Annotated in this window: 20 protein-coding genes; 5 read left to right on the forward strand and 15 right to left on the reverse strand. The window is 67.7% G+C overall.

The genetic code is table 11. The annotated features are described in order from the left end of the window. Window positions 1-295: 295 nt before the first annotated feature. The 9 genes from ACIRRA_RS07145 to glf form a co-directional block, all read right to left on the reverse strand. Window positions 296-1,342: an alpha/beta hydrolase gene (locus ACIRRA_RS07145; RefSeq protein WP_402764254.1), complete on the reverse strand. Its 1,047-nt coding sequence runs from the start codon at window positions 1,340-1,342 to the stop codon at window positions 296-298. A gap of 149 nt (window positions 1,343-1,491) precedes the next feature. Then, window positions 1,492-2,427: an alpha/beta hydrolase gene (locus ACIRRA_RS07150; protein ID WP_402764844.1), complete on the reverse strand. Its 936-nt coding sequence runs from the start codon at window positions 2,425-2,427 to the stop codon at window positions 1,492-1,494. A 142-nt stretch (window positions 2,428-2,569) separates the two neighbouring features. Further along, window positions 2,570-3,658 (reverse strand): alpha/beta hydrolase, encoded by a 1,089-nt coding sequence (locus tag ACIRRA_RS07155; RefSeq protein WP_402764257.1) that lies wholly within the window; start codon window positions 3,656-3,658, stop codon window positions 2,570-2,572. 335 nt (window positions 3,659-3,993) lie between these two features. Continuing rightward, entirely contained in the window at window positions 3,994-5,037 is a 1,044-nt protein-coding gene (locus ACIRRA_RS07160) for an alpha/beta hydrolase (RefSeq protein ID WP_402764260.1), read from the reverse strand. 272 nt (window positions 5,038-5,309) lie between these two features. Then, entirely contained in the window at window positions 5,310-7,295 is a 1,986-nt protein-coding gene (zomB, locus tag ACIRRA_RS07165; RefSeq protein ID WP_402764263.1) for a flagellar motor control protein ZomB, read from the reverse strand. Between the two features lies 1 nt (window position 7,296). Beyond that, window positions 7,297-8,244 (reverse strand): decaprenyl-phosphate phosphoribosyltransferase, encoded by a 948-nt coding sequence (locus ACIRRA_RS07170; RefSeq protein ID WP_402764266.1) that lies wholly within the window; start codon window positions 8,242-8,244, stop codon window positions 7,297-7,299. A 26-nt stretch (window positions 8,245-8,270) separates the two neighbouring features. Beyond that, the gene (locus ACIRRA_RS07175; protein ID WP_402764269.1) at window positions 8,271-8,855 is read right to left on the reverse strand and encodes a phosphatase PAP2 family protein; all 585 of its coding nucleotides are present in this window, start codon (window positions 8,853-8,855) and stop codon (window positions 8,271-8,273) included. After that, window positions 8,852-10,798, reverse strand: coding sequence for a glycosyltransferase (locus ACIRRA_RS07180; protein ID WP_402764271.1), 1,947 nt, complete (start codon window positions 10,796-10,798; stop codon window positions 8,852-8,854). Before ACIRRA_RS07180 ends, ACIRRA_RS07175 begins: the two co-directional genes overlap by 4 nt. Before the next feature lie 70 nt (window positions 10,799-10,868). Next, entirely contained in the window at window positions 10,869-12,065 is a 1,197-nt protein-coding gene (glf, locus tag ACIRRA_RS07185) for a UDP-galactopyranose mutase (protein WP_402764274.1), read from the reverse strand. 369 nt (window positions 12,066-12,434) lie between these two features. Between glf and ACIRRA_RS07190 the strand changes: the two genes are divergently transcribed. Both ACIRRA_RS07190 and ACIRRA_RS07195 read left to right on the forward strand, forming a co-directional pair. After that, entirely contained in the window at window positions 12,435-13,604 is a 1,170-nt protein-coding gene (locus tag ACIRRA_RS07190) for a hypothetical protein (RefSeq protein ID WP_402764277.1), read from the forward strand. A gap of 86 nt (window positions 13,605-13,690) precedes the next feature. Then, complete coding sequence (locus tag ACIRRA_RS07195) at window positions 13,691-13,924, forward strand: hypothetical protein (protein WP_402764847.1); 234 nt, start codon at window positions 13,691-13,693, stop codon at window positions 13,922-13,924. 146 nt (window positions 13,925-14,070) lie between these two features. On the opposite strand, the gene ACIRRA_RS07200 is transcribed toward ACIRRA_RS07195, so the two are convergent. Both ACIRRA_RS07200 and ACIRRA_RS07205 read right to left on the reverse strand, forming a co-directional pair. After that, complete coding sequence (locus tag ACIRRA_RS07200) at window positions 14,071-14,826, reverse strand: MerR family transcriptional regulator (protein ID WP_402764280.1); 756 nt, start codon at window positions 14,824-14,826, stop codon at window positions 14,071-14,073. 74 nt (window positions 14,827-14,900) lie between these two features. Then, a complete protein-coding gene (locus ACIRRA_RS07205) occupies window positions 14,901-15,353 on the reverse strand; it encodes a DUF4189 domain-containing protein (protein WP_356996226.1) in 453 nt (150 codons plus the stop codon). Between the two features lie 285 nt (window positions 15,354-15,638). On the opposite strand from ACIRRA_RS07205, the gene ACIRRA_RS07210 reads away from it, so the two are divergent. Beyond that, on the forward strand, window positions 15,639-16,370 hold the full coding sequence (locus ACIRRA_RS07210; RefSeq protein WP_379438613.1) for a S1 family peptidase: 732 nt from the start codon (window positions 15,639-15,641) through the stop codon (window positions 16,368-16,370). 95 nt (window positions 16,371-16,465) lie between these two features. Here ACIRRA_RS07210 and ACIRRA_RS07215 read toward each other — a convergent pair whose 3' ends face one another. Further along, window positions 16,466-17,104 carry an NAD(P)-dependent oxidoreductase gene (locus ACIRRA_RS07215; protein WP_402764284.1) on the reverse strand — a complete coding sequence of 213 codons (639 nt, stop codon included), beginning with the start codon at window positions 17,102-17,104 and terminating at the stop codon, window positions 16,466-16,468. Window positions 17,105-17,133: 29 nt separating this feature from the next. Continuing rightward, entirely contained in the window at window positions 17,134-18,072 is a 939-nt protein-coding gene (locus tag ACIRRA_RS07220) for an EamA family transporter (protein WP_402764287.1), read from the reverse strand. Window positions 18,073-18,179: 107 nt separating this feature from the next. On the opposite strand from ACIRRA_RS07220, the gene ACIRRA_RS07225 reads away from it, so the two are divergent. Beyond that, entirely contained in the window at window positions 18,180-18,680 is a 501-nt protein-coding gene (locus tag ACIRRA_RS07225) for a MarR family winged helix-turn-helix transcriptional regulator (RefSeq protein WP_402764289.1), read from the forward strand. 17 nt (window positions 18,681-18,697) lie between these two features. On the opposite strand, the gene ACIRRA_RS07230 is transcribed toward ACIRRA_RS07225, so the two are convergent. Then, complete coding sequence (locus ACIRRA_RS07230; protein WP_402764292.1) at window positions 18,698-20,236, reverse strand: SpoIID/LytB domain-containing protein; 1,539 nt, start codon at window positions 20,234-20,236, stop codon at window positions 18,698-18,700. Between the two features lie 320 nt (window positions 20,237-20,556). On the opposite strand from ACIRRA_RS07230, the gene ACIRRA_RS07235 reads away from it, so the two are divergent. Then, entirely contained in the window at window positions 20,557-22,686 is a 2,130-nt protein-coding gene (locus tag ACIRRA_RS07235) for an N-acetylmuramoyl-L-alanine amidase (protein WP_402764294.1), read from the forward strand. Between the two features lie 66 nt (window positions 22,687-22,752). Here ACIRRA_RS07235 and ACIRRA_RS07240 read toward each other — a convergent pair whose 3' ends face one another. Next, window positions 22,753-23,553: an HAD family hydrolase gene (locus tag ACIRRA_RS07240; RefSeq protein WP_402764849.1), complete on the reverse strand. Its 801-nt coding sequence runs from the start codon at window positions 23,551-23,553 to the stop codon at window positions 22,753-22,755. Window positions 23,554-23,601 lie beyond the last annotated feature (48 nt).

Below are 23,601 nucleotides of genomic sequence, written 5' to 3' on the forward strand. Positions count from 1 at the left end.
CCGTCACCGCCCCTGCCAAACCCGCCGAAACCGCCCGGACCGAACCGGCCATTGACCGCCGCACCGGCTCGCGTACCCGAACAGACCGCATCGACTCGCCTTTCGCGAGCGTGGTCTCCATGACCACATCCGAAATGCAGAAACTGTTGTCGCAGGAGCTTTTCAGGCGCATATTCGGAGTCGCCGGGCATCGAAACACCTCCCGCGATCGAACCGTGATGGATCACCACCCCGGTGCGAAATACACGACGGCCGCCGTCCCCCCAGGGACGGCGGCCGCATCCGGGAGTCGGGTCTATCCGATGTTCGCGGACATATCCGGGATCATTCGATAGGCGTCGTCCTGCCAGTTCGTCCAGGCATGCAGCCCGGCGGCCGGAAAGTCCCAGACAATGTTCTGCGCGCCCAGGGTGAGCATGCGGACCTGGAAGGCGCGAGTATTGGCCAGCGCCAACGTTTCCAGCGGCGCGCCGCGTATCAGCCGGTCGGCTGCCGCGCCGAGCGGGATGTTCAGATCGTCGGGCCTGGGCGCGCCACTGCCGGCGGAGATCCACATCCGGGTGTGGTGGGCGATCAGGATGGGCGCGAAGACGAACGGGTCCATGCGCAGCCACTGCTGCCCCCATGGCGGCGCCATGGAGTCCACGTTGTAGCCGCCGGCGTCGATCATGGCCGACCGGATCGCCTCGCGCATACCGGGCGCCGAGATGTTCAGGTAGCCGGAGTACGAACCGGCGTAGCTGAAGAAGTCGGGGTGGTAGGCGGCCAGGGTGAGCGCGGCGCTGCCGCCCATGGACAACCCGAAAACGCCGTTGCGATACGGGTTGAAGCCCAGGCGGCTCTGCAGCTCCCAGCGCAGGTGGTTGGTGAGGAAGTCCTCCCAGGCGTAGCGGTAGCTCTTGCCCGGGCCGCCGCCCATGGACTCGGTGACGCCCGATCCGGTGCCGTAGGACGCGGATCCGGTGCCCGGCGCGGCACCGAAGAACGAGCTCGGCGCATCCCAGTCGGCGTAGAAGCTGGACTCGCCGCCGATCGGCATCACCACATTGATGTTCCAGTCCGCCAGCACCTCGGCGACATTGGTGTTGATCTCCCAGCCGCTCAGGTCCGGCTGGGCGCGCATCCCGTCCAGGACGTAGGCGACGCGCTGGGTATTGCCGTCGCGAGCGCGCAGGACGCGGGTCTTGATCGGGCCCATGACCGGGGAATCGGCCCAGAAATCGAAGGTGGCCGGGTCGAACGCCGCGGTGGCCGGTGGCAATTCGATCACCGCCATCAGGGGCACCAGCAGGGCGGCAGCGGCGACGCCCAGTACCTTCCGTGTGAAGCCTCGAACCCGCATCGACCCAGCCCTTCTCGGTTTGAGCAGAACATTGATCACGCAGAACTGATCTTCGGTACAACCTGAGTATCGGATGTCCAACTGGGTGTGTCCGGTGCGGACACTACGGCGAGTCGCGAATCGATCTTCAACAATTCGGTACCGCGCTCTCAGCGATCCAGGGCCACGCGCAGCTCTCCCAGCCATTTCCGCTGCGTATCCCGGGCGAGCGCGGAGTCGGGGGCCGAGAGCTCGAACATGTGCCAGGCGCCCGGCACATTGCACACCGTGACCGGCGTGCCGGAATCCATGAGTCGGCGGGCATAGTCCAGCGCCTCGTCGCGCAGCGGATCCAGATCGCAGACCAAGACGAAGGCGGACGGAAGACCGGACAGATCGGTCGCGTGCGCCGGGCTGGCGTAGACCGGGACCGCATCGGCGACCGGCTGCGGCAGGTAGTGCGCGTAGGTCTGGGTCATATCGGTGTCGTTGAGGAACCGGCGGTCGGTGATCGCGCGGGCCGACTCGGTGTCGTGCCGGTGGTCGACGGTCGGGATGTACATCGACTGGTAGGCGATGGCCGGCCCGCCGCGATCCCGGGACAGCAGCGCCAGCGCCGCGGTCAGACCGCCGCCCGCCGACTTCCCGGTGACCGCGATCCGCTCCGGATCCACGCGAAGGTCACCGGCGTTCTCGGCAATCCACTCCAGCGCCGCGTAGCAGTCCTCCATGCCGGCCGGGTATCGATGCTCGGGCGCGAGCCGGTAGTCCACCGAAACGGCCACCGCGCCAACCTGTTCCGCGATGGCGATGGCGGTCCGGTCCGCGCCGGGCCGGGATCGGCCGAAGGCGAAGCTGCCGCCGTGAAGGTGCAGCACCGCGGGCAGCACGTCCGCCACACCCTTCGGCCGGTACACGCTGATCGGCACGAGATTGCCGTCGGGTCCTTCGATTTCGAGGTTCTCGATCTCGACCCGCGAGGTGTCCAGCGGCAACCGATCCATCGTCGCCTCGAAGTTGCGGCGGGTGGCCGCGAGGTCATCGAAGAAGTTCGGGCGCTCGTGCATCGCGGCGAGGACGTCGGCCAGTTCGGGATGGACGGCCATACTGTTCACGATCACTCCATAGTCTCATTGATACCGTTTCTATGGCACCAAAACTATAGTCTCAATGAGATGGTGTCAAGACATGCAAAAAGCCCCCGCCCGAGAAGGCGGGGGCTTTCTGCAGCGCGGAGAGCCGGCGCTGTTATCCGATGTTGGCCGAGAGGTCCGGCAGCATCCGGTAGACCTCTGCGTTCCAGTTGTTCCAGTTGTGGACACCGGTCGCCGGGAAATCGTAGGTGACGTTGTTGGCACCCAGGGACGCCATCCGAGCCTGGAACGCCCGGGTGTTCACCAGCGCGAGGGCCTCCAGCGGCATGCCCTGGACCACCGACATCACACCCGAGACGTCACCCGGACCGGGCAGCGCGCTCGCGGCCGAGATCCACAGCCGGGTGTTGTTGTCCTTCAGACGCGGCGCGAAGACGAACGGGTCCATGTGCAGCCACTGCGGCCCCCACGGCGGAGCCATGGAGTCCACGTTGTAGCCGCCGGCGTCGATCATGGCGACGCGAATGGCCTCACGCATGCCGGGCGCGGAGATGTTCAGGTAGCCGGAGTACGAGCCCGCGAAGCTGAACTGATCCGGGTGGTAGGCGGCCAGGGTCAGCGCGCCGGAACCACCCATGGAGAGACCGAAGACGCCATTACGGGTGCGGCTGAAGCCGAGCCGGCTCTGCAGCGCGTTGGGCAGGTCCTGGGACAGGAAGGTCTCCCAGGTGTAGCGGTAGCTCTTGCCGGGGCCGCCACCCAGGATCTGGAAGGCGCCCGAGCCGGAGGACGAGCCCGAGCCCGAGCCGGAGGACAGCTTGGAGGAGCCGGAGGACGAGCCGGTGCCGTCGCCCACGCCGAGCACGCTGCTGGGCGCGTTCCAGTCGGCGTAGAAGCTGGACTGGCCGCCGATCGGCATCACGACATTGATGTTCGCCGCGGTCAGCGCGTGCGCGATATCGGTGTTGATCTCCCAGCCGCTCAGGTCCTGCTGGGCACGCATGCCGTCGAGGGCATAGACGACGCGGGAGGTATTGCCGTCGGCCGCGCGGAAGACGCGGGACTTGACCGGGCCCATCGATGCGGAGTCGACGTAGAAGTCGAACCCGTCGGGATCCAGTGCCGCGTTCGCTGTGCCGACGCCCACCGCCGACACCCCGAACGGCAGTGCAATCGCCAGCGCCAATCCGACCACGGAATTCTTGAGCCAACCGCGGGATCTGTGACGTCTATCGCCTCGCATTTACTTGTCCGGCCTTTCCGGTCGTTCGGTCTCACCGTGTGCTCGTAACCACGTTTGAGGTCTCGGCGACCCTATCGTGCACAGGCCAACAAGACGTTATCGGATCGTGACAAAAGTGACGAGCGCCACTGTGGGCGAGGAATGTGGCGCGCATCAGCGCCAGCTTGCGACTCGAGAGTCGAATTCCGCCCCCACGGACTCATGCGCATCAACTATCACTCCATACTGCGCGAACCACACTGCGCGACTTCAGCATCCCCGATATTGCAAGGCGAATACCGCAGGCGCGCTGCAACTTTCGAAAGTCTCAGGGAACTCACCGCTGGCCGGCCCGCTCACCCGATGTTCGCCGACAGATCCGGGAGCATCCGATTCAACTCGGCTTCCCAGTTGCGCCAGTTGTGCACGCCGACGGCTGGGAAGTCGTACACGACATTGCCGCCACCCAGCGCCGCCCAGCGGGCCTGGAAGGCCTTGGTGCCGACCAGGGCCACCGCCTCGATGCCCATGGCCTCGATGGTCGAGGCATTGATGGCGTCGGTGGACGCGGGCAGGCCGCTGCCCGCCGAGATGAACATCTTGGTGCCGTTGGCCTTCAGCTTGGGCGCGAACTGGAACGGATCCAGGTGCTGCCACTTGAAGTCCTTCGGCCCGGCCAGCGCGTCGACGTTGTAGCCGCCGGCGTCCACCATGGCCAGCCGGACGGCGGTGCGCATTTCCGGCAGCGACAGGTCCAGCGCACCGGACATCGAACCGGCGTAGGCGAATTGGTTCGGATGGAAGGCGGCCAGCATCAGCGCGGAACCGCCACTCATGGACAGGCCGAAGATGCCGTTGCGAGTCGTGCTGAATCCCAGGCGATCCCGCAGCGCGTTGGGTAGATCGGTGGTGAGGAAGGTTTCCCACCTGTAGGTGTAGGACTTGCCGGGACCACCGGAAAGTACCTGGGTGACACCGGATCCGGACTGCCCGGAGGCGGCGCCCGCCGGGACGCCGAGAAAGGTGCTGGGCGAGTTCCAGTCGGCATACCAGCTGGATTGGCCGCCGACCGGCATGACGACATTGATATTGGCGGCCGTCAGCGCATGCGCGACATCGGTATTGATCTCCCAGCCGTTGTCGTCCTCGCGCGCGCGTTCACCGTCCAGCGCGTAGACCACCCGGTTGGTATTGCCGTCGGCCGCACGGAAGACGCGCGACTTGATCGGGCCCATGCTGGAGTCGACGTAGAAGTCCATACCGTCCGGGCCGAAGGCCGCCTGCGCGGCGGGCGCGCCCAACACCGACACCCCCATCGGCACCATCGTCGCCAATGCCAAGGCCAGCACCGACTTCCGCAACCAGCTCCGCGCCCCACCCTGAACCGTCACGCCCCGCATATTCGGCCTTCCGTCCCGTGCGCCCCGGGCCAGCCTGTCTATACGCCCAGGTTCGTATTGCGACAACCGTTGCCGCACAGCGGGTTTCTGGTCGGCGTCGGAAGTACTCGCGGAGCTTATCGCGAAACCCACGCCGGGGTGTTACCAAATCGAGATAGCTAACCACAACTCGCACCCCTGAGCGTGACGTTTCGGTCAAACCCCCTCATGGAGAAGCGAAAACCCCGCATCCGGACAGGACGCGGGGTCTTTTCACACGTGCAGCGCGCGGATTACCTCGGCGGCGCGGGCGGCGCCGGCTGGGTCGGATCCTCCAGATGGCAGCGCTGGATCTCGTACTTCGGCACCCGGTCGATGCGGTACTTGGCGAAGTCGAACGCCTGCATCAGGTTGTGCCGCCAGCGGTCGAAGGTCAACGGCGCCCGCGAGGAGGCCAGCATCGCCTGAGTATCCGGGCAGGACAGCGCCGTTCGGGCCTGGTCGCTCCACTTCTCGTCGAGGAACCACGGCATCCACGGGTGCCGGTCCACCATGCCGGTGTCCACGACCACCCAGTCGGGGTAGAGGTTCTTGTCGTGGCCGATACGGCCGTCGGTGAGCCGATCGGTATGCGAGGCAAGCGGATACGCCAGGCCCATCTGGTCGATGACACGCACGTCCAGCGGGACGTTCATGCTGGTCATGCCCAGATTCAGAAAGAAGACCACGTGCTCGCCATTGCCCTCCGGCACCGGCGCGGGCACCAGATACCAGTTCGTGAACGAGGGCGAGTTGAGCAGCAGCGCACCGTCCGGCGAGTTGGCGATGTCCCGGACCATGGCGCGCATGCGCGGATAGTCCAGGTAGTCCTCGGCGCGGATCGGGTGGTCGTGCCCGGTATTGAGCACGTAGTAGATGCGCTCGTCCACAATGCCGTTGGCGCGGATCTTGGTCCCGGTGGTGATGGCGGTGGTGTTCGCCGCGAACAGCGCCCAGCCGGCGGTACCCACGAAGGCGGCCGTCACCAGAACGAAAGCCCAGTCCAGGCCGCGCATTCCGGACTCACCCCGGCCGAAGCCCCGCGCGGGCCGCAGCGGCAGCACGGACACCGGCAGGAGCAGCAGGAACAGCTGCGGCAGCAGCATGCGGCCATGCATGAAGTCGCCGCCGACCCGGAGCTCGTAGACGGTGAGCAGCACACCGCTGCCGACCATGAGCGTCACGATCGCGGCGGGGGTGCGCAGCCGAACGCTGAGACGGTGAATCCGCGTGCGCCAGTTCTTGTCTCCGGCGCCGGCGGTCGCATCTCCGACGGCCGGATGCTCGGCCCGGCGCTGCCGGACCAGCACGATCGCGGCGACCGCCAGCACCAGCAACGGCAGCCACAACCAGTACGGGCCCACCAGGTCCCACATGTAGAGGACGCCCTGGTGCCACTTCGCGCCACCGGCGTCCTTGGCCACGGCGGTATTCGGATAGGGCAGACCGTAGTAGCCCATCCGCCAGATCTGGTATCCCAGCGGCACCAGCCCGGCCACCGCCACCACCAGGCAGCGGAAAACCCAGGGCCGCAGCCGGGTTTGCGGCACCGGCGCGCAGAACAGGATCAGCAGCGCCAGGGCGCCGACCACCGTCATCTCCGGCCGCACCAGCGGCGCCAGCCCGGCGAAGAACACCAGGCCGAAAAAGCCTGCGGGACGCACCCGCTCGGCCTGACTCCAGCGAATCAGCCCCCACCACATCACCGCCAGCCAGAAGATGACCAGGCAGTTCTCCAGTCCGGAGGTGGCGTAGTCGCGGGCCGGGGGCAGCGCGATGTAGACGATCGCGCCCGCGGGCACCAGCAGCGCGGACCGGGTGCCGCCCCACAGCCGGGCCGCGCCCAGCATGGCGAACACGATGGCCAGCACCGACAGCGTGAGCGTGATGCCGAGCACCACGTACTCCAGCCGCATGCGCGTCAGCCAGCTGAAGAACCAGACGACGTAGGTCCAGGCCGCGCTGGTATTGGTCTCGACGCGTTCGCCCGCGTTGAAGACAGGACCGTTGCCCGCCATCAGGTTTCGCACCGTGCGCAGGACGATCAGGCCGTCGTCGGCGATCCAGCGCCGCTGCCACGCGCCGGCCGCGAACAGCGTCGCGGTCAGCACGATCCCACCGATGAACGTGGCGCGGGATAGTCGCGGGAAGCGTGCGGAGGCATCCGCACGCCGACGGGCGCGACCGACCGGCAATTGTGCCGTCGGCGCGCCCGTCTCTCGCTCTTCTCCCTCTACCACGTCAGGTGAGATAGACAGCGACACCCAGGGCTCCGATCAAGGCGACTGCGAGGAACTGGAGGACACGGTCCCCCAGGGCGATCTCTTCCGGCTCACCCGCTTCGCCGCCGTCGACGTCCACCGCGTACCGCATGATGGCGATGACGAACGGAATCATGGAGATGGCGAACCAGATGGTGTCCTTGGCGCGATCCTGCTCGAACGCCCACAGACCGTAGAACACGACGACCGCGGTGGCCGACAGGGTCCAGACGAAACGCAGGTAGGTCGGCGTGTAGTACTCCAGCGACTTCCGGATCTTGGCGCCGGTGTCGAGCGCGATCTTCAGCTCGGCGTAGCGCTTGCCGGCCGCCATGAACAGCGAGCCGAACGCCATGATCAGCAGGAACCACTGGGACAGATGGATATCCGAGGAGACGCCACCGGCGACCGCGCGCAGCAGGAAGCCCGAGGACACGATGCAGATGTCCAGCACCGCCTGGTGCTTGAGACCGAAGCAGTAGGCCAGCTGGATGCCGATGTACACCGCCATCACCACGGCCAGATGCCAGTTCGCGGTGAAGGACAACAGGATCGAGCCGAGCAGCAGCACCGCCGACAGCCCGTAGGCCAGGTTCACCGGCACCACGCCGGCCGCGATGGGCCGGAAACGCTTGGTCGGGTGCGCCCGGTCGGCCTCGACGTCGAGCGCGTCGTTGACCAGGTAGATGCCCGAGGCGGCCATGCAGAACACCACGAAGGCGATGGCGACGTGCCCGAGCACCGACAGGTCGGTGATCACGAGCGTGCCGCCGGCGGTCTTCCCGGCGGCCAGCGGCGCGGCGAGCACCAGCACGTTCTTGATCCACTGCCGGGGGCGCATGGCCTTGATCAAGCCGCCGCCCAACGTCTTCGGCGGTCCCTTGATGACCGCCTCTGCTAGGTCGGTGCTGGTCAGCTCTTCGCTCATGTCAACGGTGGCTCTTTCCTGGGCTGTCACTTGGCGAGTCTCTTTTCGGCGGCGAGCACGGCTGCGGCTGATGCTGCGCCCAGCGCGGAACCCGCGAGCACGTCGGAGGGGTAATGCACGCCGAGGACGACCCGGGAGAGCAGCATCGGCGGGACGAGCACCGCAGGCAAGGGTAGCCCGGTGAGCCTGCCCAGCAACACAGCCGCCGCCGTGGTGGAGGTGGCGTGCGAGGACGGGAAGCTGAGCTTCGACGGTGTCGACACGTTGACCTGCACGGACGGATCGTGCGGACGGGGGCGGCGGACAATGCGCTTGATGACCACCGAGGCCGCGTGCGCGCCGAACGCGCCGACGGCCACGCCCGCCCACTGGCGGCGGCGCGGCTTGTCGAGCAGCGCTCCGACCGCGGCGATGCCCAGCCAGCCCAGCGAGTGCTCACCGAAATGCGACATACCGCGCGCGGCCTTGACGACCGCCGGGTTCTGCCCGATGGTGCCCTGCACCAGGTTGATGATCTTGACCTCGGCCGGGGACGCGACCGGGGCCGCCGGCGCGTCCGGGACCACGTGCAGGCCGCGGTCCGGGCCGGAAGCTGTGTGAGCAGCGGTCATTTGGGTTCGTTTCCTGATTCAGTATCGATACCGAAGACGTTCTCCCACGCGGCCTTGCTCGTGAGCTGCGCGTGCGCGCGACGGTACTGCTCGCGCACCTCCGGGAAGCGCTCGGCCAGCTCCTTGCGCAGCCGCATCGCTTCCTTGAACAGCTCCATGGCCTTTCGCGGATCCCGCTTACGGTAGACGACGCCGCGGCCGTCGGCGGTGGTAACGGTGACACCGTCCACCTGCGAGAGCAGGAACCAGCGCGCGTCCAGTGTGGGCACGTTCAGCTGCGGGGTCTCGTGGTGCTTCGGGTTGGCCCTGCGGAAGTTGTGCAGCACACCCTTGCCGAGCCGGGCCACCTTGGCGATCGGATTGCCGGGCTCACCGACCGCGCCCACCTCGGCGTGCGAGGCCAGCGGCAGTTCGGTGGAGGACGGCACGATCACAGCGTCCGGGTATTCCTTGCGCATGGCGTGCACCTTGCCCAGCGCGGTCGGCAGCAGCTCGAACAGCTTGTCCGGTCCGGCCAGGTAGTCGCGGATCGCCTCGTTCTGGATGGCGACCGTCGAATACTCCAGGCACAGCAGGTGTTTCAGCGTGGCCTTGATGGTGTTGACCACCATCGGCCGGCCGTCGTTCGGCAGGTGCAGCGACGCCACCACCAGGCGGTTGCGCAGGTGGAAGTAGGCCTGCCAGTCGATGGCGTCGTCCTTGTCGGACCAGGCCATGTGCCACACGGCGGCACCCGGCAGAGTGACGGTCGGGTAGCCGTGTTCGCGTGCGCGCAAACCGTATTCGACGTCGTCCCACTTCAGGAACAGCGGCAGCGGCTGCCCGATCTCCTCGGCCACCTGGCGCGGGATGACGCAGGTCCACCAGCCGTTGAAGTCGACGTCGATGCGCCGGTGCAGCAGCTTGGAGTTGTCGCGGTCGCGCAGCGGGTGCTTGGAGAAGTCGTGGTCGTACTCGACGGTCGCGGGCGCGGTCCACATGAAGATGGAGCGGTCGACGATCTCACCCATGGTGTGCAGGTGCGAACGCTCCTGCAGGTTGAGCATCTGGCCACCGGTCAGGATGGGCGACTTGGCGAATCGCGAGAACGCCAGCGCACGCAGGATGGAGTCCGGCTCGATCTCGATGTCGTCGTCCATGTAGACGATGTATTCGGCGTCGGTGGTCTTGAGCGCCTCGTACATGACCCGGCTGTATCCGCCGGACCCGCCCAGGTTGGGCTGGTCGTGGATGGCCAGCCGATCGGCCAGGCGGGCCGCGGCCTCGGTGAAGCCGGGCTCGTCCACCACCTTGCGGGTGCCCTGGTCGGGGATGATGACGGCCTTGATCTTCTCCAGCACCAGCGGGTCGGAGCCAAGGGCGGTCAGGGTTTTCACCGCGTCGGTGGGGCGGTTGAAGGTCGGCATGCCGACGGCGATGCTGCCCTCACCCGGCGCCTCGACCGGCGCGTACCAACCGCCGCTGCGCATTTCGACATGGCTGTCGGTGGTGATGTCGAACCAGATCCAGCCGCCGTCCTCGAACGGGCCCAGATCCACCTCGAACTCCACGAAGGCGGCGGCCGCCGCGCCCTCACCGGGCGTGCTGAACTCGTTGCCCTGCACGTGGATTCGCGAGCCGTCGGCCTTGGAGCGGTACACGTCCACGCGACCGTGGCCGGACAGCTCCAGCTTCAGCACCACCGACTTCAGAACGCTCCAGCGCCGCCAGTAGCTGGCCGGGACCGCGTTGAAGTAGGTGCAGAAGGAGACCTCCGACTCCGCGCCGATGGCCAGCGCGGTGCGTGTAATGGCATGCGCCCGACGGGAATTGGTCTCGGATTCCTCGAGGTACAGCTTGCGCACGTCCAGCGGTTCACCCGGCCGGGGCAGGATGACGCGCTGGAGCAGGGATACGGCGCGAGTCTCGGTGGTCATGTCTTCCCGCGTGAGTTGGGCGGTCATTCGGCGGCTCGATCCTGCGGGAGTTCCCGCACCCCGTCGGCCTGATCAGTGGGCTGCGCGGTGTGGCTCATCAGGCCTCCTGATCCACCAGCGGCGCACCGGACTCCAGGTGCGGGCGCAGCACATTGTCGAACATGCTGAGCGCCGCGCCGATGGCCATGTGCATGTCCAGGTACTGGTAGGTGCCCAGGCGGCCACCGAACAGCACCTTGGCCTCGGTGGTCTCGGCCCGGGCGCGCTCCCGGTAGGCCAGCAGCTTGGCGCGGTCGTCGGGGGTGTTGATAGGGTAGTACGGTTCGTCGCCGGTCTGGGCGAAGCGCGAGAACTCGCGCATGATGACCGTCTTGCCGGTCGGGTAGTCGCGCTCGGGGTGGAAGTGGCGCGGCTCGATGATGCGGGTGAACGGGACGTCCGCATCGTTGTAGTTCATGACCGAGGTGCCCTGGAAGTCACCGGTTTCCAGTACTTCGGTCTCGAAATCGATGGTGCGCCAGCCGAGCTCGCCCTCCGCGTAGTCGAAGTAGCGGTCCAGCGGGCCGGTGTAGACGACCGGGGCGTCCGGGTTCTGGGCGCGGATCTCATCGCGCACCTCGAACCAGTCGGTGTCCACGCGAACGTCGATGAGGTCGTTCTCGGCCATCTTCGACAGCCAGGCGGTGTAGCCGTTCTTCGGCAGGCCCTCGTAGGTGTCGTTGAAGTAGCGGTTGTCGAAGGTGTAGCGGACCGGCAGGCGGGTGATGATGCCGGCGGGCAGTTCCTTGGGGTCGGTCTGCCACTGCTTGGCGGTGTAGTCCCGGATGAACGCCTCGTAGAGCGGGCGCCCGATCAGCGAGACGGCCTTCTCCTCGACATTGGTGGCGTCCTGGGTCTCGATCTCGGCGGACTGCTCCGAGATCAGCGCGCGGGCCTCGTCCGGGGTGAAGTAGCGGCCGAAGAACTGCGACAGCAGGCCCAGTCCCATGGGGAACTGGTACGCCTGGCCCTTGTGCATGGCGAAGACGCGGTGCTGGTAGCCGGTGAACTCGGTGAACTGGTTGACGTAATCCCACACGCGCTTGTTCGAGGTGTGGAAAAGGTGGGCGCCGTACTTGTGGATTTCGATGCCGGTTTCCGGGTCCGCCTCGGAGTACGCATTGCCACCCAGGTGATAGCGGCGTTCCACCACCAGAACTCGCTTGCCGAGCAGGTTGGCGGTGCGTTCTGCGATGGTCAGCCCGAAGAAGCCGGAGCCGACGACGATGAGATCGAACGGGGATGCGACGGTCACGGGTGCCCAGACTACCGGCATGGCCGGGCGGCGCGCGTGGGCTCCGGCGGCGAAGGCCGACGGGCTCGGTGCCGAGTCGATGCGGCGGCGCTGCGGAGGGCGGTGACCGACCCCACGCGGGGCTCCGTAGAGTGACGCAGGCCATCCTGCCGAGTGAGATTGGTCGCAAGATTTTTGCGCAGAGTTCATGAAGGCGCAGACAGCGGCGTCACAGGAGCTGTATTACATCTCCACCCTAAAACTAAACATCCGACCAGTTTGTTGTCGTGTGCTATGCGCGGCAGCGCCCCTCGCCCGACCCGGAAGACCACGTAATTGCGCTTCGCTCGATTCGCCCCACTAGTGGGTGCACTGTCCATCACCGCCGTCATGAGCACCGCCGCACTGGTCCCCGGTGTGGCGCCCGCCCACGCCGACGAGGGCGACACCCTCGCCGCCGCCGAAATCACCGACGCCGGGGATGTCTGCGGTAAGTCCGCGGCCACCTTCGACGATGTCATCACCGCGGCCGCCACCGCTGTCCGCACCGTGGTCCCGGCCGGCCAGCAGACCGCCTACGACCAGGCGGTCAACGACTTCCGGCAGAACATCGCGACGATCCACGTGCACCGCGACGGCTTGCCGCTGAGTCCGGACGAGGTGAACGACCGCACCCAGTTCCTCGACGACCCGATCGTCACCTACATCGTCAACAACCTGGACGCGATCCGGACCGGGCGGCTGAACCGGGCCATCGCGATCTCGCAGCTGAAGGTGAAGGACGTGGTCGAGGTGTTCATCCTCGCCACCCGGATCGTGAAGATCCCGGCCGAGTTCGCCGCCAGTCTGGTGCCGACTGTCGGCTTTGTGCTCTCGCCGATCGTGGGCGAACTGTTCAACGGCGTGAAGTCGCTGGCCAGGGCGGTGCAATCGCAGCTGTCGCTGGGCTGCAATGCCAATGGCGTCTACCAGAAGCTGCAGCTGGACCTGCCCGATGAGCATGTGGACGTGCCGCAGCCGCTCATCGATCTGGCCAACCAGCTGGTGAAGACCGACGGCAACTGCACCCCGCTGGCCGAGCTGACGACCTCCAACCTGGTCGAGCGCACCCGCAGCTTCCTCACCACCGCCGCGGGGCTGCCCGTCGATCCGGCAACCGTGAACGCCAATGCCGCTGCGCTGCAGGGCTTCCTGCACGACAACCGGGTCGCCGATATCATGATGCTGCGCCGCACCGAGCAGCTCGGGCCGATCGTGGACGCACTGGACTACGGCCCACTCACCTTCCTGGCCAACCTGGGCTTCGACATCTACGAGGGCCGCGCACTGAACACCGTGCCGCTGGCGGATGTGAAGGTGGAGAACGTCTTCGCGCTCATCACCTTCGCTCTGGACACCACCAGCCTGCTGCTGACGGTCGGCAATACGGCGGCCGGCTGGACGGGGGTGGCCGACACCATCCTGACCCCGCTGAGCATCGCCCAGGCCATCGCCTTCGCGCCCACCACCTATGGTGCGCCGATCCTGCGGGGCGTCATGCAGTCCATGTGCGCGGCTTGATCCGCCGCTGAGAGCACCGCAGCCGCCTGGTCGAAAGACCGGGCGGCTGTTCGCTTTCCGGTCAGTGGACATGCAGTCCAGTCGAGATCGTCTCGCCGGGTACTCGCCGGAAGGATCGGATGATCCGGCCCATGGACTACGCCCGCGCCGGGATTCCGTACTTCTGGCGAATCGAATCCGAGGACTTCGAACCCGCCGTTTACACCTTCCGGCTGGACGACACCACCGGTAAGTACTCCCCCGTCGACGTCCACCGGAAACTGCTGCGGACGACCCAGCCGTTCGAGATGGAAATCGAACTCACCGGGCTGGGCGGCTGACCATCCGGTGTCGACCCGGAAGGCTCTGGTGCACACCGTGATCCGAGGCTCCGCAGACATCCGCAATACGATTCGTCCGGTGCCGGGCCGGTGACGACGGCAGCCCTTTCGGCCATGACCGAAAGGGCTGCGGAGGTGGGTTCCGGCTACAACCGGGTGGCGGCGTACATCCGGATCGCGTCGCGGACGTACTCGGCGGTTCCCTCGCCGTGCTTGTCGTAGTTCTTCGCGAATCGCGGGTCGGCTACGTACATTTCACCGAGACCGTTGAAGTACTGGGCGCTGACGGGTCCGCCCGTCGGGGTCGTACCGAGCCAGTCGTAGTGGCGCTGCACGATCGCCTGTACCTCGTCGCTGTCGACCGGGACTCCGGCCGCGCGGGCGCGACCGTAATCGGCGGCGATATCCACGTGGGTCTGGAGGTGGGCCTTCTTCTCGGCCTCGCTCATGGAGTTCCACCAGCGGTTGCCGCTGTCCCAGGCGTCCTTGCCCCAGCGTTCGATGACCTCGTCCTGGTACTGGGCGTGGTCGAATCCGTCGAATACCTCGTTCGCCATCAGTTGCTCACCTGCTTCCGTTTTACGCAATGTTGTTTGCACCGAGGTGATTTGGCGCGCGATCCGGTCCTGCTCGTGTTTCAGCAATTCCAGATGGGTGCGCAGGGCGGCAGCGGTGTCCTTTTGCCCGGCGAGGACTTCGGCAATGGCCGGCAGGCCCAGGCCGAGTTCCCGGAGCAATAGGATGCGCTGCAACCGTACGAGGGATTCCTGGTCGTAATAGCGATAGCCGTTGGATCCGATCCGACTGGGCGGCAGCAGCCCGAGGTCACCGTAATGCCGCAGGGTGCGGCTGGTGGTTCGGGCCACTTTGGCCAATTCCTGGATGGACCATTCGGCTGCCACGTTCAGGCCTTTCGTTTCCCCTCGTTCTCCTCGACGAATTCAGGATGCAAGTTGACGTTGCGTCAAGGTCAAGCCTAGGCGCCGTCGGTGCACTGGGTGTAGCGGATGTGCACGCCCTGCTTCGCCGGGGCCGAGCTGCCGAACATGGCCGGCGGCGACGGCATCCAGTTGGTCAGCCGGGTCATGGCGTCCTGCTCGGCGTCGGCGCGGTTGCTGCCCGAACCGCCGTAGTAGTAGGTGTGGTCGTCGCTCTCGGCGATGGCGCCGCAGCCGTCCCGGAACTGCACCATGATCTTGCAGCCGCGGTGCCCGCACTGGCCCAGCGCGTCGGCGTCGGAGCCGCCCCAGCTCGGGTAGTTCCAGGCCGCGCCGTAGAAGGTGCCGCCGTCGGTGCTCATGGCGAGCGAGCCGTACAGTGAGCCGTCCGGTCCGCGCTCGGCGCTCGCGGCGCCGGCCCCCACCGTCGAAACCAGTACCGCGGCAGCGGAAACGAACATGGTCAGGGCGAGTTTGCCCGAAAAAGCCATTAGAAATTCTCCCCATTCGGCAGCGGCGAAAATGGCCGCTCCGCTTGCACTCCGGTGGTGCGATCACCACTGCCGGAGTTCTATCACGGGCCACCGACACGGCCAAGTCGGTTTCGCGCCGGAACCTGCTGGCGGGCAAAGCCTTCCGAATAGGCCATCGAATCGGTCGGGCCGGACGTGACTTGCGCCGGGTAGGCGGGCGTGACATGCTCCACGCGCGCGCTACCGGACTCCCGATTTCCGCGCGCGCACGAATTTCGATATTCGGGGGATGAGGAAAACCCAATGTTGTCTGCGGGCCGCGCCCGAGTTCTGTCCTGGGCGGCCGTGGCCGCCACCGCCGTGAGCTCCACGCTCCTGTTCGCCGGGCCCGCGGACGCGGCCGCACCGGTGGTGCTCGGCGGTGGTTCCGGCGTCTACGTCGAGGACCTCACCGACTCCAGCTCGGTCAACGACTGCACCATCACCGCCATCGGCTACGACAACAAGAACCAGCTCGTGGGGCTGACCGCCGGCCACTGCGGCGAGGTCGGCGCGCGTGTCGCGGCCGAGTACACCCGCTCCGGGGGCATCGGCGTCGTCGCCGAGAAGAGCGAGGAGATGGACTGGGGCATCATCGTGTTCAACCCGGACCGGGTGAACCCGACCCGTCAGGTCGCGCAGTCGGTCATCAATTCGGTCGGCGCGCCGCCGCAGATCGGGGAGAACGTCTGCAAGAACGGCCGCACCACCGGCTTCACCTGCGGCCCGGTCTGGGAGACCAAGTCCACCTACTTCCGCAGCCAGGTGTGCGCCAACCACGGTGACTCCGGCGCGCCGGTGCTGCGCGGCGACCAGCTGATCGGCATGGTGGTGGCGGGTACCGACTTCGACGCCGGGCCGGTCAGCATCGAGCTGCCGCTGTGCACCGGGGGCGGCAACCTGATCCACGAGCCGGAGCTGGCCACCAATATCAGCACCGTGCTGGCGGATATCGACCGCCACGGCGGTGCGGGCGCGGGCTTCCACGTCGCCTGATCTCCAAAACAGTGCTACGCCGCGGGGCGTGACCGGGTAGTCCGGTCACGCCCCGCGGCGCATTCGGCAGGTGTTCGGTTGTGTCGTGCGGTTTTTCAGTAGCCGACGGTGAACCGGGTCCGGTGGTGCGCGGGCTGCTCGATCTCGTCGAGCAGGGCGATGGCCATGTCCTCCATGGAGATCGCCGAATTGCCCTGGTCGTCGGTGAGCAGGTCGTCCCGGCCGAGGCGGTAGACGCCGGTGCGCTCGCCGGGTTCGAACAGTGCGGCCGGGCTGACGTAGGCCCAGTTCACCGCGTGCGCGGTCGTCCGGAACACCTCGAGCTGGCGGCTGCCGCCCTCGGCGATGGGCACCAGCTCGGCCGGGAAGCCCGGCTGCTCGGTGAGGGTCTTGCCGGTCCCAGCGACGGTGAGGCTGCCCGCGCCGCCGATCACCAACAGCCGAATCCCGCTGTCCGCCAGGCCTTCCAGCAGCGCGGCGGCAACCTCGGCCAGTTCATGCTCGCGGCCCGGGACCGGGCGGGTGGCACTGACAACGACATCGCTGCCGGCCGCCGCCTTCTCGACATCGGCGGGATCGGCGGCATTGCCGGTCCACACCTCGACCTGCGCGGGTAGGTCCCGCAGCCGCTCGGCGGAGCGGGCGACCGCCCGTACCCGGTGGCCCCGGCTCAGCGCCTCGGCCACGACCCGGCTGCCGGCGTCTCCACTCGCTCCGAACACTGTGATCTGCATGGTCTTTCGCTCCTTATCGAGGGTTCGGGTCAAGCCGCGACGCGGTTCTTGGGATTGTCGTCATCGGTTTGCGGCGCGGGTTCCGTTGCGCGGGGAGCGGATCCGGTCTGGCCGAGCAGGGTGCCGCCCAGTGCGATGGCCATACCCAGGATCTGCAGCGGGGCCAGCGTCTGGCCGAGCGCGGCCCAGCCGATGACGGCCGCCGACAGCGGGCTGAGCAGGCCGAGGAAGGCCACCGAGGTGGCATTGGTCTTGGCGATGCCGCGGAACCACAGCGCGTACGCGGCGGCGGTGCCGATCAGGCCGAGGTAGAGGTAGCCGCCGATGGCCCGGCCGTCCAGCGCGGGCGGCGCGCCCTCGGCGATGGCGGCGACCGGCAGCAGCAGGAGTCCGCCCGCGGTGAGCTGCCAGCCCGTCATGGCCAGCGGGCCGATGCCCTCGGGCCGTCCCCAGCGCTTGGTCAGCACCGTGCCCGCGGCCATGGCGATGGCGGCCAGCAGTCCGGCGATGATGCCGATCGTGTCGAGAGTGGCTGTGGCCCTGAGCACTACAAGTGCCACGCCGACCAGCCCGATCAGCGCCGCTGCCACCTTGCGCACGGTGAGTCGCTCATTGAGACCGAGTGCGGCGAAACCGACCGCGAACAGCGGCGCGGCCGCGGCGAGCACCGCCGCCACTCCGCCCGGCAGCCGATAGGCGGCCACGAACAACAGCGCGGTGAATACTCCGATGTTCAGCCCGCCCAGCACGAGCGCGCGTGGAATCCATTGCCCGTGCGGCAGTTTCCGCGTGATGGCGAGCAACAGCAGCCCCGCGGGCAGCACCCGCATGAGCGCGGTGAACATGGGCCGCTCGGGCGGCAGGAACGTCGTGGTGACGGCGTAGGTCGACCCCCAGACCAGTGGCGCGAGCCCGGTGAGGGCGAGCGTCCCGGCGAGTCCGGCGGCTCCGGCGCGTGCGGTGGTCATCGATAGCTCCTCATTGATAATCTCAACGTTGAGATAACACCATCCAGATACCTCACCGTCAAGTATCTCAATGTTGAGATTTATTCCGCCCCGAGAGGAGCCCGCCGGTGCCCGACGCCGTCGACCAGATCACCGCCGCCTGGCGTCAGCAACGCCCCGACGTCGACACCTCCCCCATGGAGATCTTCGGCCGCCTCGCCCGCCTGGGCCGCATGGTCGACCGCGAGCTCTCCGACTTCTTCCGCGCCCAGGGCCTGGAACGCTGGGAGTTCGACGTCCTCGCCACCCTCCGCCGCTCCGGCAACGAATCCGGCCTCAGCGCAGGCGCTCTCAACAAGGCCGCCATGATCACCTCCGGCGCCATCACCAACCGCATCGACCGCCTGACCGCCAAAGGCTGGGTCGAACGCGTCCCCGACCCCAAGGACCGCCGAGCCATCCAGGTCCACCTGACCGACTCCGGCCGAGCCCTGATCGACCGAATCCTCCCTCTGCACATGGACAATGAGCAACGGCTCCTGGCCGACCTCTCCCCCACCGACCGCGCAGCCCTCATCCCCCTACTCCGCAAGTTCGCCGAATCCCTCGGCGACCTCTCCTTGGACTGAACTGCGGGCCGAAAACGCTAGTGCGCCAAGGCGGGAGGGACAGGTTGTGCCGGGGCGTTGGCCGGGGCAGGGGCGTTGGCCGGGGCCGGGGCATCGGCCGGGGCCGGAGCATCGGCCGGGGCCGGGGCGTTGGCTGGGGCCGGGGCGTTGGCTGGGGCCGGGGCGTTGGCCGAGGCCGGGGCCGGGGAGGTCTGAGGGGTGGGGGTGGAGACGGTCCGGGGAGCCGGAGTCGCGGCCGGGATCACCGGGTTGCTCGGGCCCGAGCCGGCCGGGGCCGGGGCGGTGCGTGGGTCGGACAGTGTGGGGTTGGGGTCGGCGCTGCCGGGGGACGGCAGGGGGATGGTGACCCGTGAGCGGTTGTCGGGAGTGGGGCGCACCGGGGTCGCCGGGGTGACATTGCCCGGGGTCACGGGAGCTCGGGTGCCCGGGACCGTGTTGGTCGGGTCGGTGTAGGTCGGGACCGTCGCGTCCGGGGTCGCAGTGCCCGGGGTGACGGGGTCCGGGGTGGTGGCGTCCGGGGTGGTGGGCGCGGCCGGGTCGGATTCCGTTGAGGTGGGCTGGGTTTGGGGTGACTGCGGGTTGAGGAAGGGGAGGTTGGGGTCGCCGGGGGTTACGGCGGCGGGGAAGTCGGTGAGGGCGGGGCCGACCTCCATGGCGGAGGCGGGGGTGGGGAGGCCGCCGTCGGGGGCGGCGGAGTATTCGGCGCGCAGGAGGCGGTTGTCGCGCACCAGGACTCGGCCGGAGGTGGCCTCGACGGCGCTGGTGGTGCGGGGGTCTTCCTTGTCGGTGCCGAGGTACATCTGGCAGTCGGTGGTGTCGCAGGTCTGGGCGTAGGAGTAGCGGTCTTCGGCGAGGACGTAGGAGCGGGCGGCGATGGCCTGGGCGCGCAGGGCCTCGGTACCGCCCTGGTCGGCCCACCCGGGGACCATTTCGGCGGGAACGACGCCCTTGAGGTAGTCGTCGAGGTCGAGCTCGTTGACGGTGCGGAGGGAGCCATCGTCGAGGGCGACGCCCAGGACGCCGCGGTAGGCATTGCCGCCGCAGATCGCGAGCTGTTCATTGGCGGGGCGGTCGGTGCCGTCGGTGACGGGGTAGGCCCACGGGTCGTCGGTGCTGCCCTCCCAGAGGGTGTCTCCGCCGCAGCCCTGGGTGATGGTGACGTCGGCGCCGGTGGCGGTGGGGGTCAGATGCGCGGCCTGGCCGGGGATGACACGGCGGCCGGCGACGTAGAAGACGGAGTCGGAGCCGAGGTCGAGGGTCTTGTCGTCCTGCTCCATGAGGCGGACGCGGACCGTGGTCCGGCCGACGTCGGCGAGATCGGCTCCGGAGTAGTAGTTGGCCAGGATGCGGTCGGCGTTCCAGCCCGCGACGGCCTTGTCGAAGGCGCCGTTCTGGCTCAGACCGCGCCCGTGACCGGCGCCGGCGGTGAAGAGGAAGGCATTGTCGGGCCAGGCCCAGAACAGCAGTGCGGTGCCGCCGGTGGTGGCCGTGACAGCGAGGGAGAGGGTGAGCAGACCGCGCCGTCTACGGCGCTCGGCTAGGTACCCGTTCGGCATGTCATACCCGTTCTGTCGAGAGCCGAAGCTACATTCGAGTTACCCAAAAAACTAAGCCTCAACCTTACGTTCAGACAATGTGACAGTAGGGACTAGTGTGATCGTTGATGCGCCAAGTAGCAAGCTTGTGCTCCGGGCGCGGTTAGACGGATTTACCTGAATGGGAGATGCTTGTGCCGTATCGCAAACCGAAACCTGCCTATACGCTCCCGGTCATCACCGTCCTCGCGCTGTCCGCTCCCGTCGGCATTCTGGCGCTGAGCGATTCCCGGGATGTCCGGAACACCGATGAAAGCAACTGGGCAGCTATACCTGCACAAATGGCAGAGGTCGCGCTGTCCTCGGCGCCCGACATCGTGCTGCCGTTGCGCGAGCTGACCGGGCTGGACCTGCCCGATCTGCACCTGTCCGATCTGCGAATGTTGCCGCTGCCCAAGTCGATTCCGATCCCGCCGAATCTCATTCCGGGCGTCCAACTACCCAGCGAGATCCCACTACCGCGGCTGAACGACTCGCAGCAGCAGCCGGTGCCCGCCACCGCGCCGCGCTCGGCCCGCCCCACCCTGCCGGGATCGCTCCCCAACGCCACCCCCATCACCCCCGGCTCCCCCCCGGTCGCGGGCGCGCCCGGCTTCATCGCCGAACCCGGGCCCGAGGTCCCCGGGCCACCGGGCGACGAAACCCCGTCCGCGCCAGTAACTTCCGCCACCACACCCGATCCCGGCAGTCGAACACCCGTCGCCCCAGCCGATTCCGGGGTTCCGGCTCCGATCCCGACCGCCGATGATCCGGCTGCCCCCGGCCCGCACCCCGTGCCCGGCCTCACCGGTGACCTGCGCACCCCCGCGCTGAACGCGGGCGCGGTGCCCACCGATCTGGTCGACAAAGTCGGTGCACAGGTCAAGGAGCTGACCCGGGACACCCCGTTCAGCATGGTCGCGCTCACCGCGCCGGACCTGGCCGGCACCACCACCAAGCTCCGCGCTCAGCGCCCCGACGGCACCTGGGGACCCTGGTACGACGCCGAAACCGAGAACGGCAAGGACCATCCGGCGCCGGGCAAGCGCACCGGCACCGAGCCGGTCTACGTCGGCAATACCAAGACCGTGCAGATGCTGGTGACCCGCAAGCCGGCCGCCGCACCCGCCGAACCCACACCGCTGGACGACGGTTCGGCCGATCCGGCGCAGATCAAACTGGAGAAGCTGGCCGCGGTGCTGATCGATCCGGGCCGCGGCAGCATCGACGAGAACCTGCAGACAGTGGCGGAGCCGCTGCCCGGCGGCGGGCCCAAGGTGATCACTCGCGCGCAGTGGGGCGCGGACGAATCGCTGCGCTGCGAGGAACCCACCTACGACGACGGCGTCTCCGCGATCACGGTGCACCACACCGCTGGTCGCAACGACTACACCAAGGCCGAGTCCGCGGGCATCGTGCGCGCCATCTACTCGTATCACGCGAAGACGCTGGACTGGTGCGACATCGGCTACAACGCCTTGGTCGACAAGTACGGGCAGATCTTCGAGGGTCGCTACGGCGGCCTGGATCGGCCGGTCGAGGGCGCGCACGCGGGCGGCTTCAATACCAATACCGCCGGTGTCGCGCTGATGGGCGACTACGAGGACGAGGCGCCGACGGACGTGTCCATCCAGGCGATCGGCAAGTACATCGGCTGGCGTGCCAAGGTGGCGGGTATCGATCCCGAGGGCCGGACCACCATGTACTCGGAGGGCAGCGACTACACGAAATACGCTCTGGGACAAGCGGTCGATCTACCGAACATCTTCGCGCACCGCGATGTCGGCAATACCACCTGCCCGGGTGACGCCGTCTACGCCCTGATGGACAGGATCCGGCAGATCGCCGAGGATGTGGCGGCAGGGACGAACACGCCCGAGCAACCCGGTCCGACGCGGGTCCGGCCCGGCCAGAACGCGGGCAATCCGCAGCCCGCACCCGCCCCCGACGTCGACAACCAGTTGGATCTGGCCGCCCTGGCCGACCTCACCCAGAAGATCCTGAGCATGCTCGACCGCAGTCCGGTGGCCCGCTACTGGAACGATCAGGGTGGCGCGAACGGCCCACTGGGACAACCGAAAGCGGAACCGATCGCCTTGGCGGACGGCGGCCAGTACGGCCAATTCACCAATGGCTACGTGTATTCCTCGCCGACGGGTCAGATCTTCTCGGTGGTCGGGAAGATCCTGGAGCGCTTCCTGCAATTGGGTGCGGGCACAGGGCTTCTCGGCATGCCCACCAGCAATGAATATCCGGTCCAGGACGGCGTCCGCACCGACTTCCAGAACGGCGCCCTGATCTTCGACAAACTCACCGGAATTGTCACCACCGTCCTGAAGAACTACGGCGCCGTCCAGGACCCCATCCCCGGCAAGCCCATTCCCGCCCCCGGCACCCCAGCCCAGGTCGCCCCCATCCCCGCGCCCAACTAGAGGGTCAGGGAGTTCTCAGCGCGGAATTCTGTCCGAATGCCCGCACTGAGAACTCCCTGATCTTGTTCAGGACCACCAGCGTTCGAGGGTGCGGGCGACGCCGTCCTCGATATTGGAGGGGGCTACCTCGTCGGCGGCGGCGATGGCCTCGGGATGGGCGTTGGCCATGGCGACGCCGTGGCCGGCCATGAGGAGCATGGGGACGTCGTTGGGCATGTCGCCGAAGGCGATGAGGGAGCTGTGCTGGACGCCCAGGCGCTGCGCGATGGTCGCGAGGCCGGTGGCCTTCGTGACGCCGGGGGCGGACAGCTCGATCAGGCCGTTGTCCGTGGAGTAGGTGAGGTCCGCGCGGCCGGCCAGGTGCGGGTCCAGCGCGGCGCGCATATCCCCGCTGGCGGCGCCGGGTAGGCGGATCAGCATCTTGATCGCGGGCGCGGAGATGACCTCGGCGCGGGAGACCTGGGTGTCGTCCGGATTCAGCCAGGCGTGCTCGTACTCGGGCGAGCTGACGAACTGCGGTGTGGCCGCGTCGTGCGCGCTGAAACCGACCCGTTCCGCGGCCAGGCCGCAGCCCGGCAGCAGGCGCTCGGCCAGATCCGCGGCCCAGGTGAGGGTTTCGATATCCAGGGTGCGGGTGTCCAGCACCCGATCCGCGGCGCTGTCGTAGATGACCGCACCGTTGCCGCACACGCACAGCGGCGAGAAGCCGAGCCCATCGACGACCGGATCGATCCAGCGCGGCGGCCTTCCGGTAGCGAGCACGAACGGCACCCCGTCCGCGATGAGGGCGTTGATGGCGGCTTTGGTGCGGGCGCTCACCTGCTCACGGTGGTCGATGAGCGTGCCGTCCACATCGGAGGCGACCATCTTGGGTTTGGGCAGGTGAAAGAGCGTCACCTACTCCATCCTGCCTCG

The sequence above is a fragment of the Nocardia sp. NPDC101769 genome (assembly GCF_044766925.1).
In the GTDB taxonomy this organism is placed as follows: Bacteria; Actinomycetota; Actinomycetes; order Mycobacteriales; family Mycobacteriaceae; genus Nocardia.